The organism is Enterobacter cloacae complex sp. P16RS2 (genome assembly GCF_014982155.1).
Lineage (GTDB): Bacteria > Pseudomonadota > Gammaproteobacteria > Enterobacterales > Enterobacteriaceae > Enterobacter > Enterobacter cloacae_M.
The window spans coordinates 153217-165137 of sequence record NZ_JADCKW010000014.1 but is presented as its reverse complement, the minus strand read 5'-3'; the positions used below and the strand labels follow the sequence as shown (position 1 = coordinate 165137).

General features: G+C 54.8%; 11 protein-coding genes. 2 read left to right on the top strand and 9 right to left on the bottom strand.

All coding sequences use genetic code 11. The features are described from left to right. Positions 1-48 precede the first annotated feature (48 nt). Positions 49-1497: a tRNA uracil 4-sulfurtransferase ThiI gene (gene thiI / locus INF68_RS10590; RefSeq protein WP_109844818.1), complete on the top strand. Its 1449-nt coding sequence runs from the start codon at positions 49-51 to the stop codon at positions 1495-1497. Positions 1498-1560: 63 nt separating this feature from the next. On the opposite strand, the gene yajL is transcribed toward thiI, so the two are convergent. Both yajL and panE read right to left on the bottom strand, forming a co-directional pair. Beyond that, the gene (gene yajL, locus INF68_RS10585) at positions 1561-2151 is read right to left on the bottom strand and encodes a protein deglycase YajL (protein WP_023310563.1); all 591 of its coding nucleotides are present in this window, start codon (positions 2149-2151) and stop codon (positions 1561-1563) included. After that, the gene (panE, locus tag INF68_RS10580; protein ID WP_126786036.1) at positions 2114-3025 is read right to left on the bottom strand and encodes a 2-dehydropantoate 2-reductase; all 912 of its coding nucleotides are present in this window, start codon (positions 3023-3025) and stop codon (positions 2114-2116) included. Before panE ends, yajL begins: the two co-directional genes overlap by 38 nt. Positions 3026-3146: 121 nt before the next feature. On the opposite strand from panE, the gene INF68_RS10575 reads away from it, so the two are divergent. Then, positions 3147-3638: a YajQ family cyclic di-GMP-binding protein gene (locus tag INF68_RS10575; protein ID WP_023334701.1), complete on the top strand. Its 492-nt coding sequence runs from the start codon at positions 3147-3149 to the stop codon at positions 3636-3638. A gap of 31 nt (positions 3639-3669) precedes the next feature. On the opposite strand, the gene INF68_RS10570 is transcribed toward INF68_RS10575, so the two are convergent. The 7 genes from INF68_RS10570 to ampG all read right to left on the bottom strand — a co-directional run bounded on the left by INF68_RS10570 (position 3670) and on the right by ampG (position 11917). Next, positions 3670-5031 carry an MFS transporter gene (locus INF68_RS10570; RefSeq protein WP_059446568.1) on the bottom strand — a complete coding sequence of 454 codons (1362 nt, stop codon included), beginning with the start codon at positions 5029-5031 and terminating at the stop codon, positions 3670-3672. Between the two features lie 148 nt (positions 5032-5179). Next, on the bottom strand, positions 5180-6067 hold the full coding sequence (gene cyoE, locus INF68_RS10565) for a heme o synthase (RefSeq protein WP_013095848.1): 888 nt from the start codon (positions 6065-6067) through the stop codon (positions 5180-5182). A gap of 11 nt (positions 6068-6078) precedes the next feature. Further along, positions 6079-6405, bottom strand: coding sequence for a cytochrome o ubiquinol oxidase subunit IV (locus tag INF68_RS10560; RefSeq protein WP_006176899.1), 327 nt, complete (start codon positions 6403-6405; stop codon positions 6079-6081). Beyond that, positions 6405-7019, bottom strand: a complete 615-nt coding sequence (locus INF68_RS10555; protein ID WP_008503324.1) for a cytochrome o ubiquinol oxidase subunit III — start codon at positions 7017-7019, stop codon at positions 6405-6407. The genes INF68_RS10560 and INF68_RS10555 overlap by 1 nt, the downstream gene beginning before the upstream one ends. Next, complete coding sequence (gene cyoB, locus INF68_RS10550; protein ID WP_014168864.1) at positions 7009-9000, bottom strand: cytochrome o ubiquinol oxidase subunit I; 1992 nt, start codon at positions 8998-9000, stop codon at positions 7009-7011. Before cyoB ends, INF68_RS10555 begins: the two co-directional genes overlap by 11 nt. 16 nt (positions 9001-9016) lie before the next feature. Continuing rightward, a complete protein-coding gene (gene cyoA / locus INF68_RS10545; RefSeq protein ID WP_014882770.1) occupies positions 9017-9964 on the bottom strand; it encodes a cytochrome o ubiquinol oxidase subunit II in 948 nt (315 codons plus the stop codon). A gap of 477 nt (positions 9965-10441) precedes the next feature. Beyond that, entirely contained in the window at positions 10442-11917 is a 1476-nt protein-coding gene (ampG, locus tag INF68_RS10540; protein WP_126786035.1) for a muropeptide MFS transporter AmpG, read from the bottom strand. Positions 11918-11921: the final 4 nt, after the last annotated feature.

The window sequence follows — 11921 nt, the reverse complement described above, 5'->3', positions numbered from 1 at the left end:
CTTTTCCATTACAAGCCTTAATACGCTTGCCTAAGAAACATTGCCGCCATGAAGTTTATCATTAAATTGTTCCCTGAAATCACCATCAAAAGCCAATCTGTGCGTTTGCGCTTTATTAAAATTCTCACCGGGAACATTCGTAACGTATTAAAGCACTACGACGAAACCCTCGCCGTGGTGCGCCACTGGGACCACGTTGAAGTGCGCGCCAAAGACGAAAACAAACGTCAGGATATTCGCGACGCGCTGACCCGTATTCCGGGGATCCACCATATCCTGGAAGTGGAAGATGTTCCGTTCAGCGATATGCACGACATCTTCGAGAAAGCGCTGCTCCAGTACCGCGATCAGATCGAAGGCAAAACCTTCTGCGTGCGCGTGAAGCGTCGCGGCAAGCACGAGTTCAGCTCTATTGAAGTGGAACGTTACGTCGGCGGCGGTTTGAACCAGCACGTTGAAACGGCGCGCGTTCGTCTGACCAACCCGGACGTGACCGTGAACCTGGAGATCGAAAACGATCGCCTGCTGCTGGTGAAAGGGCGCTATGAAGGTATCGGCGGCTTCCCGATTGGCACCCAGGAAGACGTATTGTCCCTGATCTCCGGCGGCTTCGATTCCGGCGTTTCCAGCTATATGCTGATGCGTCGCGGCTGCCGTGTGCACTATTGCTTCTTCAACCTGGGCGGTGCGGCGCACGAAATCGGCGTACGTCAGGTGGCGCATTATCTGTGGAACCGCTTCGGCAGCTCCCACCGCGTGCGTTTCGTGGCGATCAACTTCGAACCTGTGGTCGGCGAAATCCTCGAAAAAGTGGACGACGGCCAGATGGGCGTGGTGCTGAAGCGCATGATGGTGCGTGCGGCGTCCAAAGTTGCCGAGCGCTACGGCGTGCAGGCGCTGGTCACCGGTGAAGCGCTGGGCCAGGTATCCAGCCAGACGCTGACCAACCTGCGTCTGATCGACAATGTGTCTGATACGCTGATCCTGCGCCCGCTGATCTCCCACGACAAAGAGCACATCATCGACCTGGCGCGCGAAATCGGCACCGAAGATTTTGCCCGCACCATGCCGGAATACTGCGGCGTGATCTCAAAAAGCCCAACGGTGAAGGCGGTGAAGGCGAAGATCGAAGCGGAAGAAGAGAACTTCGATTTCAGCATTCTGGAAAAAGTGGTGGAGGAAGCCTCCAACATTGATATCCGCGAGATTGCCCAGCAGACCGAGCAGGAAGTCGTTGAAGTTGAAACCGTGAGCGGTTTCGGCGCTAACGATGCAATTCTGGATATTCGCTCCATTGATGAGCAGGATGACAAGCCGCTGCAGGTTGAAGGCGTCGAAGTGGTTTCTCTGCCGTTCTACAAGCTGAGCACCAAATTTGGCGACCTCGACCAGAGCAAAACCTATCTGCTGTGGTGTGAGCGTGGGGTGATGAGCCGTCTGCAGGCGCTGTATCTGCGCGAGCAGGGCTTTGCGAATGTGAAGGTGTATCGCCCGTAGTTTATTGCAGGGCGGGGGCGACCTGTTGCCTCCGCCCCTCTCCCACAGGGTGAGGGAGAACACCTATTCGTAATAATTATAAATCCCCGCAGGCATCACCAGCGATGACGCTACTTCGTAGGCCTTCTCGCGCCCGACCAGCAGGTCAATAATCTTTAAGCCAAAATCAATCGCGGTGCCTGGCCCCTGGCTGGTCAGCAGGTTGACGCGCGGATCCCAGACGACGCGTTTATCCACCCAGTGCTCTTCCGGGATCGTATCCTTGAGCCCCGGGAAACCGGTCATGTTGCCGATGGGGAAGATATCGTGCGGAATCAGAACCGTTCCGGCGGCGGCACAGATTGCCGCGACGATGCGGCCGGATAAATGAAACTGACGCACGGTCTCGACCAGCAGCGGACTGTCGCGAAAACATTCCGCGCCTTTTAAGCCGCCGGGCAGAACGATGATGTCGTAATCGCCGTCAGCCACCTGAACAAGGGGGGCATCCGCAAGGATTTTCACCCCGCGCGAGCAGGTGATTGCCAGATTACCGTCGCTGGCGACGCTGGCGGTGGTGACCTTAATGCCGCCGCGCACCATCAAATCAATGGTGGTGACCGCTTCCATCTCTTCGCTACCAGGGGCGAGGCAGATCAGTGCTGACGCGCTCATATTCACTCTCCTTACGTTTAACCAGGTCATACAGACGGGCGTTTTCCGGCACGGCTATACCGTGCGCGCGGGCGCGTTTTAACAGATAGCCGGTGATGTAGTCGATCTCCGTGTGGCGTAATGCCCGAACATCCTGCAGCATCGAGGAGATGTTATCTGCCGTGCTCTCAATTACCTGCTCGACATAGCAGCGCAAATCGTCGGCCGAGGTATGCAGGCCTTCCCGCTCAACGACCGCCGCGACTTCCGCACACAGCATGGCAACGTCCTGCGGATGATTTTTCAGCTCTCCGTTCGGGCAGTTCCATAGCGCCGTCAGCGGATTGATTACGCAGTTTACCGCCAGCTTGCGCCACAGCTGAGGGCGGATGTTGTTGTGCCAGGCGACGTCCGGCAGCACCTTCTGCAGCACATCGGCAAGATAGCTGTAATCTCCATTCTGAGTTCTGGCGGGCCCGATGTGCGTCACGCCGCTGGCGACATGCACGATGATGTTGCCGTCGCGACGCGCAGCGTGCGTGGTCGTCGCCATCAGCAAGGGTTGCGGGACGTTTTTCAGCTCATCAAGCGTCCCCATGCCGTTATGCAGCAGCAGTATGGGCGAAGTGGAGGGGAGCTGCGCGGCCAGCGTTTTTACCGCGTCTGAGACCTGCCACGCTTTAAGCGTTACCAGTAAAAGATCGCTTTGCGCCAGGAAGTCAGGATCGTTCGCGGTGAGGGATTCGTTAAAGATGCTTCCGTCTTCACCAATCAGGTTTACACTGCAATAGGGCTGGGGCACGCGCAGCCAGCCCTGAACCTCATGTCCGTGCTTGCACAGCGCGGTCAGCCACAGCTGACCAAGCGCTCCGCATCCGAGCACCGTAATTTTCATTGTTCCTCCTCACCTGCAACTGCGCCAGGTGTTACAGCTTAATTATACAGCTAAGCTTCTGTTGAGTTATGCCTCGTAGCGGGTATTATGCAACGCAACAAAAGTGAAGGGAGAAGAAAAGATGCCATCTTTCGATATTGTTTCCGAAGTTGATATCCAGGAAGTTCGCAACGGCGTTGAGAACGCAACCCGCGAAGTTGAGTCACGTTTCGATTTTCGCGGCGTTGAGGCGTCGTTTGAGCTGAACGACGCAAATAAGACCATTAAGGTGCTGAGCGAGTCTGATTTCCAGGTGAATCAGCTGCTCGACATTCTGCGCGCCAAGCTGTTGAAGCGCGGCATTGAAGGGACGTCTCTGGACGTGCCGGAAGAGTTTGTGCACAGCGGTAAGAACTGGTTTGTGGAAGCTAAGCTGAAGCAGGGCATTGAGAGCGCTGTGCAGAAGAAGATCGTTAAGCTCATCAAAGACAGCAAGCTGAAGGTGCAGGCACAGATTCAGGGCGAAGAAATTCGCGTGACCGGTAAATCCCGCGATGACCTCCAGTCCGTGATGGCGCTGGTGCGCGGCGGCGATCTGGGGCAACCGTTCCAGTTTAAAAACTTCCGCGATTAATATAAAAAGCCCGGTTTGACCGGGCTTTTTTTCACGCTTTGATCGCCTGCTCTACCTCGAAGCGGTTGGTCATTTTACTGTCTATTTTGACGTAAGCGCTGCGCTCTTCCGGGACGATGAGCACTTCTGTCACACCCTCTTTGGCTTCCAGACGCTGCTTCAGCATATCGCTGATTTCCACATCATCCGGGATTTCCACGCGCAGGCTGCTCACGTAGCGCGGCTCTTTCATGGTGCTGGCAACCAGCAGCCAGACTGTTGCCAACAGCGCACCGGCGAGGAACACGGTTTGTGAATCAAACAGGCCGTCCACCCAGCCGCCGAGCGAGCCGCCGATCGCCACGCCGAGAAACTGGCTGGTGGAGTAGATGCCCATCGCGGTGCCTTTATATCCGGCGGGGGACTCTTTGCTGATCAGCGACGGCAGCAGCGCTTCCATCAGGTTAAAGGCCAGGAAGAACAGCTGTACGCCGGCAATCAGCTCCCAGAAGTGCGGACCGGCACCCCAGAGCACAATTTCGGCAATCAGCAGGACCGCCACGCAGCCCACGAAGACGCGCTTCATTTTGCGCTTCACTTCGGCGTAGATGATGAACGGCACGACGGAGACAAACGAAATCAGCATCGTGACCAGATAGATTTTCCAGTGCTCAGCCGCCGGGAAACCCGCAGCGGCAAGCTGGCCGGGCAGGGCGACAAAGGTCGACATCAGCAGGATGTGCAGGCACATAATGCCAAAGTTCAGCTTGAGCAGGCGCGGCTCGACAATTACTTTGCTGAAGCAGCCTTTTACCATCCCTGATTCGCGGTTCAGAACGTGGTTCTTGCTGTCCGGCACGACCCACAGGGTTAAGGCAATACCGATGGTCGCCAGCACGGCAATCATCCAGAACAGGGCGTGCAGACCCAACGTGTGCGTAATGATGGGGCCCAGCACCATCGCAATCGCAAAGGTCACGCCAAAGCTCACGCCGATGAACGCCATCGCTTTGGTGCGGTTCTGCTCGCGGGTTAAGTCGGACAGCAGCGCCATCACCGCGGCGGCAATCGCGCCGGAGCCCTGCAGGGCGCGGCCGAGAATAATCCCCCAGATGGAATGGGAGAGGGCGGCAATCACGCTTCCGAGCACAAAGACCAGCAGCCCGCCGACGATCAGCGGCTTTCGACCTACCCGGTCAGAGAGCAGGCCAAAGGGGATCTGGAAGACCGCCTGCGCCAGACCGTAGATGCCGATCGCGAGCCCAATCAGCGCCTCGCTGGCCCCCTGTAGCGCCATACCGTACGTGGTCAGAACAGGCAGGACCATAAACATGCCAAGCATCCGTAGCGAGAAGACAGTCCCTAAGCCCCAGGTCGCGCGTAGCTCGCCTGGCGTCATTTTATAATCGTTCATTACCACCTCAGTTCAAAAGCAGGCCATAGTGTAGTGCGGGGAAGGGGCGGGGTAAATAAAGGGTTATTTAACAAATATTACATGCGTTATTAGTAGATTCAGTGAATAAAAAAGGGTGCCGAAGCACCCTTTTATTGACCTGTTTGGCTTACCAGACGTAAGTCAGCAGGTTGTGTGAATCTGGCACCATGAAGTCCACGGACATCATCACGGACAGTGAGGTGATGGCCACAATCGAGAACACAAACAGTTTGCGCGCCCAGACTTTGTCATCTTCCACTTTGTAACCGCGCAGCGCCATACCGAGCCACCAGACGCTCACCGCGGCCGCTACCGCCAGATATTTGTATCCAGCGTAACCGCCCAGAGAGAGCATCAGCGTTGCCACGGCAAAGGCGATGATGTACAGCGTGATGTGGTTCTTGGCAACAGAAATGCCCTTCACGACCGGCAGAACCGGAATGTTCGCTGCCTGATAATCCTTAAAGCGGAAAATCGCGATGGCATAGGAGTGCGGCATCTGCCACAGGCTAAAAATAGCCAGCAGGATCAGCGCACCGCTGTCGAACTCGTTCGTTACCGCGCAGTAGCCAATTACCGGCGGCGCAGCGCCGGAGAGAGAACCAATCAGCGTGCCGTAGACGGAGTGGCGTTTCATATACAGGCTGTAGACGCCCACATACACCACGAACCCCATCACCCCCAGCCAGCAGGCCAGCGGGTTAGCACCAAACCACAGCAGCATAAAGCCAGCAATACCCAGCAAGGTGGCGTACACCAGCGAGACGGAAGGGGCGATCAGGCCTTTCACCAGCACCCGATTTTTGGTCCTTTCCATCTTCTTGTCGATATCCATGTCGATGTAGTTGTTAAATACACAACCGGACGCAACAACCAGTGACACACCGACCAGCGTGTAGATAAAGAGGGTGTAATCAATGCTGCCCTTAGAGGCCAGCAGGAACCCTCCGATCACGGAGATCAGGTTGCCAAAGATGATGCCTGGTTTCGTTACTTGCAGGTATTGCTTAAACATACTCGCCGCTCTTAGTGAACCATCATGTTGTAGTTGAGGTTCCACATAATCCAGATGGAACCGACTACCAGGATAGCGATGATAATCACGGTAAAGATAAAGGCGGTCATATTCCAGCCTTCATCGGACTTGGTGTTCATGTGCAGGAAGCAAACCAGATGCACCAGAATCTGAATCACCGCGGTCACCAGGATTGCACCCAGAATAACCGGCTTAGACGCAGAACCGCTCATCACCATCCAGAACGGGATCACCGTCAGGATGATCGACAGGATGAAACCTGTCATGTAGGTTTTTACGCTACCGTGGGAAGCGCCATGATCGTTTGAATGACTCATTACATCGCCCCCATCAGATATACAACAGAGAACACACAGATCCACACCACGTCCAGGAAGTGCCAGAACAGGCTCAGGCACAGGATACGGGTACGGTTAGTACTGGTCAGGCCGCGACGGGAGATCTGGAACATCAGTACTGCCATCCAGATCAGACCGGAGGTCACGTGCAGACCGTGGGTGCCGACCAGCGCGAAGAACGCGGACAGGAAGCCACTGCGATCCGGGCCGAAGCCTTCCATGATCAGGTGATGGAATTCATAGATTTCCATCCCGATAAATCCAGCACCAAACAGCCAGGTCAACGCCAGCCAGGACACAACCTGGCTCTTGTTGTTTTTGTACATGGCGATAGCCGCCATGCCGTAGGTGATGGAGCTGAATAACAGCAGTGCGGTTTCAACCAGAACGAACGGCAGTTCAAAGATGTCCTTGCCGGTCGGGCCGCCCGCCGTGCCGTTCACCAGAACGGCATAGGTCGCGAACAGACAGCAGAACAGAATGCAGTCGCTCATCAGGTAGATCCAGAAACCGAAGACTTTGGTCGGTCCTGTATCGTGGTGCGCATGCTCATGCGCGTGGGCAGTTGAGTGCGCCAGAGTATCAGTTGCCATTTTTCAGCCCCGCTTTAGAAATCTCGTCGAAATGCTGATTTTCCAGCTTCTCAACTTCACGGACTGGTACGTAGTAGTCCACGTCCTCGTCAAAGCTCTTCACAATCCAGCTGATTACGATGCCGGCGAAGCCAACAATCGCCATCCACCAGATGTGCCAGATCATTGCGAAACCAAATACCGTTGCGAAGGCGGCAATCACAATACCCGCACCGCTGTTTTTCGGCATGTGGATTTCTTCGTAATGAGCAGGTTGCTTGTACGCTTCACCTTTTTCTTTCATTTCCCAGAATGCGTCGCGTTCATGAACCTGCGGCACGATGGCAAAGTTATAGAAAGGAGGTGGAGAAGAGGTTGCCCACTCCAGCGTACGGCCACCCCATGGGTCACCGGTCAGGTCACGGTTCTGGTCGCGGTCGCGAATAGACACGTAGAACTGAATCAGCTGAGACGCGATACCACAGGCAATCAGCACGGCACCGCCCGCTGCAACCATCAGCATTGGGTGGAACTGCGGATCGATCTGCTGGCTCAGGCGACGGGTCATACCCATGAAGCCCAGCACGTACAGCGGCATAAATGCTACGAAGAAGCCGATGATCCAGAACCAGAACGCGCGTTTACCCCATTTTTCGTTCAGCGTGAAGCCGAACGCTTTTGGCCACCAGTAGGTTACGCCAGCGAAGCAGCCGAAGACCACGCCACCGATGATAACGTTATGGAAGTGCGCAATCAGGAACAGGCTGTTGTGCAGAACGAAGTCAGCGCCTGGTACCGCCAGCAGTACGCCGGTCATCCCACCTACGGAGAAGGTTACGATGAAGCCGATAGTCCACAGCATCGCTGAGTGGAACACGATGCGGCCCTGGTACATGGTGAACAGCCAGTTGAAGATCTTCACCCCGGTAGGGATGGCGATAATCATGGTGGTAATACCGAAGAAGGCGTTTACGTTCGCGCCCGCACCCATGGTGAAGAAGTGGTGCAGCCAAACGATGAACGACAGAACGGTAATACACACGGTTGCCCACACCAGAGAGGTGTAACCAAACAGACGTTTACGCGAGAAGGTTGCCGCGATTTCGGAGAACACACCGAACACAGGCAGAACCAGAATGTACACTTCCGGGTGACCCCAGGCCCAAATCAGGTTGATGTACATCATCATGTTGCCACCCATATCATTCGTGAAGAAATGGGTGCCCAGGTAGCGGTCCAGGGTCAGCAGCGCGATGGTGACGGTCAGAATTGGGAAGGAGGCAATAATCAGGATGTTTGCGCACAGAGATGCCCAGGTAAATACCGGCATCTTGAACATGGTCATGCCAGGGGCACGCATCTTGATAATGGTCACGAAGAAGTTGATACCGGTCAGGGTAGTACCGACACCGGAGAGCTGAAGCGCCCAAATCCAGTAGTCGACGCCAACGCCCGGACTGTACTCAATTCCTGACAGCGGTGGATAAGCCAGCCAGCCGGTCTGCGCGAATTCGCCCACACCCAGTGACAGGTTAACCAGGATAACGCCGACAACCGTGAACCAGAAGCTCAGGTTGTTTAGGAACGGGAACGCCACGTCGCGCGCGCCGATTTGCAGCGGAACGACAACGTTCATCAGACCGATAACCAGCGGCATCGCCACGAAGAAGATCATGATAACGCCGTGGGCGGTAAAGATCTGATCGTAGTGGTGCGGTGGCAGGAAGCCGGCTTCACCCGCAGAAGCGAGTGCCTGCTGGCTACGCATCATGATCGCATCCGCAAAGCCACGAATTAACATGACGATACCGACGATGCAGTACATGATACCGAGTTTTTTGTGGTCAACCGAAGTCAGCCACTCGTTCCACAGGTAGCTCCACTTACCGAAGTAAGTGATCAGGGCCAGTAAGGCCGCGCCACCAATGATAATTGCAGCCACCGTAACCACGATAATCGGTTCATGGTAGGGCACTGCATCCAGTGTCAATTTTCCGAACATTTTCTTCCTCGGCCCCTTAGTGAGCGGTTTCCGCGTGGCTCATGTCCATGCCTTCCATACCTTCGTGCGCGCTGTGCTCGCCTTCAGGCTGGGTCATGTCCATGCTCTTGCCGTGATCCATAAATTTGCCAATAACGTCTTTGAACAAATCTGGTTTCACATTAGAGAAGTACTCCACCTTGTTGTATTCGCTTGGTGCAGCCACTTTTTCGAACGCCGCCATGTCAGACATGGTGTTTGGAGACTGCTTCGCTTTTTCAACCCACTGGTCGAAAGCGGCACGGTCTGGCGTCGCAATAGCTTTGAACTTCATACCTGAGAAGCCCGGGCCGCTATAGCTGGCGGAGATACCATCATAGGTGCCTGCTTCATTCGCGATCAGGTGCAGGTTGGTCTGCATACCGGCCATCGCGTAAATCTGGCTACCCAGACGTGGGATGAAGAAGGAGTTCATTACGGAGTTGGAGGTCACTTTGAACTGAACCGGAGTGTTCGCCGGGAAGGCGATTTCATTCACGGTAGCAATCCCCTGCTCTGGATAGATGAAGAACCATTTCCAGTCCATGGAGACCACTTCAATGGTAATAGGTTTCTCATCGTGAACCAGCGGTTTGCTTGGCTCAAGTGCGTGAGTGGTTTTCCAGGTCAGTACGGCAAGGAACAGGATGATCAGAATAGGAACCGTCCAGACCACAGCTTCCACTTTATTGGAGTGTGACCAGTTAGGGCTATACTTCGCATCTTTATTGCTCGCACGATACTTCCAGGCGAAACCAACAGCCATCAAAATGGCAGGAATAACCACAATCAACATCAGGCCAAAAGCCGTCAATATCAGTGAACGTTGTTCCAGTCCAATCTGTCCTTTGGGGTCTAGTAGTGCAGAATCGCAGCCACTGAGTAATACAGTGCCCGCGAATAATGACAACCATCCCAAACTTTTATTGTATTTCCCGAGTCTCATTTAACGACCTCAATTCCACGGAGTCTGGTGGCGTTTAAAGTGTGCGGGCATTTTACGGGAAGGTTACATTACTGTAAACATCATTAGGCCTGTGTCAGGAAGGTGTTACCGGGTTCTGCCGCACGTGTCACAAGTGTTGCAAATTATGTCGGTTTTTATGACCGAAGCCGCACGGCATGGGCTTTATAACGAAAGGACCCCCAAGCATACCCTAAAAGGGGCAATTGGTATAACCATTGTTAAAAATAAACAAAAAATTAACAATTAATTATCAATAAAAAGACATCTAAAAAACGAAAAATCAAACTCTCGTATGCTGAATCGTTTAATGAAAAATAGCGTTTTGGAATGGGAGCCAATAATTTCCAAATCCTATCCCGCACAAATCAACAAATATTTTTTTTGCGGTTGGCGGCTATTTCACCGTTATAATTTCAGTTAGTGATTACAACGGGAAATAACCTTTCGCATTTTTCTTCAGGTCATCTGCGTTTTACGCAACGCCATGAAATCAAGCAGACCTCCGATCAGGATCCCGGCGATAGCCAGCAGGGCGCCTGCGTCCAGCAGAAGGGCTTCGAAAGGGAGTACCAGAGAGGTGCTGGCATTGATAATAAGCACCACAAGCCAGAGCGCCAGAGCGATGCAGCCCGCCATTAACAGACGTAGCGCAAAACGGTAGGTGCGGCGATATTCGGTGCGCGGCATAAAATGTTCTGTCCGCTGGGTATATTCCAGCGTCTGACGGCAGACCAGCAGCAATAAAATTCCCGGCACGGCAGCCACGACCGAGAAGAGATAAAATGTTGGCCAGCCGTGGGCTTCCACGAACCAGCCGGCAATCGGGCCAACGTACACCCGACCAACGGCGGAGAGCGCCGAGAGCAGCGCGAACTGGGTAGCGGAAAACGACTTGTTGCACAGGGTCATCAGCAGGGCAACAAACGCCGCGGTTCCCATGCCGCCGCAGAGGTTTTCGAAGAACACCGCTGCGGCCATGCTGATCGTATGTTTGTCGGTAATCGACAGCAGCCAGTAGCCTGCGTTAGAGGCGCCCTGAAGGATGCCGAAAATCAGCAGCGCGCGGAACAGCGTCAGGCGCTGCATCAGCACGCCGCCATACAATGCCCCGACGATGGTCGCAAACAGCCCCAGCGTTTTATTCACCACGCCCACTTCACCGGCGTCAAAACCGACGCCCCTGATAAGGAAGGTGGTGGTCAGGCTCATGGCAAAGGCATCGCCCAGCTTATAAAGGACGATAAGCAGCAGGATCAGCCAGGCGTTGTTGCGGCCAAAGAAGTCACGGAGCGGTTCGGCGACGGCCTGCTCCAGCGAGCGGGGAACCGGGATGACGTCACTCGGTTCGGGCGCGAACAGCGTCGCGATAATGCAGGGGATCAGCAGAGCGGCCATCAGCCAGTACATGCCCTGCCAGCCGAGGTAACGGTCGGCGAGCCACAGCGCCAGCCCGCCGGAGACCAGCATCCCGAGGCGATAGCCCAGCACGCTGATTGCCGCACCGGCGCCGCGCTCTTCCGCAGGTAACACGTCCGTCTTCCAGGCGTCGAACACGATATCCTGAGAGGCGGAACAGAAGGCAATCACCACTGCAAGCGCGGCCATCCAGCGAAGCTGGGTGGTGGGTTCAAGAAATCCCATCGCCGCAATAGCCAGCAGCAGCAGGATCTGCGTCATCACTAGCCAGCCGCGTCGACGTCCGAGGAAAGGCGGCGTGTAGCGATCCATAACCGGAGACCACAGGAACTTAAAGACATAGGCCTGGCCGACAAGCGAGAAGAAACCAATGGTTTTAAGATCGATGTTCTCAACCGTCATCCACGCCTGTAGCGTGCCGGAAGTGAGCGCGAGGGGTAAACCCGAGGCGAAGCCGAGGATCAGCAGAATCGCTGATTTCGGTTGCTGGAAAATGCGTAAGTAGTGGCTGGACATGTTC

Coding starts and splice junctions, on each gene's coding strand:
- yajL (WP_023310563.1), bottom strand. CDS start 2,151: ATGAGCGCGTCAGCACTGATCTGCCTCGCCCCTGGTAGCGAAGAGATG.
- cyoB (WP_014168864.1), bottom strand. CDS start 9,000: ATGTTCGGAAAATTGACACTGGATGCAGTGCCCTACCATGAACCGATT.
- thiI (WP_109844818.1), top strand. CDS start 49: ATGAAGTTTATCATTAAATTGTTCCCTGAAATCACCATCAAAAGCCAA.
- INF68_RS10560 (WP_006176899.1), bottom strand. CDS start 6,405: ATGAGTCATTCAAACGATCATGGCGCTTCCCACGGTAGCGTAAAAACC.
- cyoE (WP_013095848.1), bottom strand. CDS start 6,067: ATGTTTAAGCAATACCTGCAAGTAACGAAACCAGGCATCATCTTTGGC.
- INF68_RS10570 (WP_059446568.1), bottom strand. CDS start 5,031: ATGAACGATTATAAAATGACGCCAGGCGAGCTACGCGCGACCTGGGGC.
- cyoA (WP_014882770.1), bottom strand. CDS start 9,964: ATGAGACTCGGGAAATACAATAAAAGTTTGGGATGGTTGTCATTATTC.
- INF68_RS10555 (WP_008503324.1), bottom strand. CDS start 7,019: ATGGCAACTGATACTCTGGCGCACTCAACTGCCCACGCGCATGAGCAT.
- INF68_RS10575 (WP_023334701.1), top strand. CDS start 3,147: ATGCCATCTTTCGATATTGTTTCCGAAGTTGATATCCAGGAAGTTCGC.
- ampG (WP_126786035.1), bottom strand. CDS start 11,917: ATGTCCAGCCACTACTTACGCATTTTCCAGCAACCGAAATCAGCGATT.
- panE (WP_126786036.1), bottom strand. CDS start 3,025: ATGAAAATTACGGTGCTCGGATGCGGAGCGCTTGGTCAGCTGTGGCTG.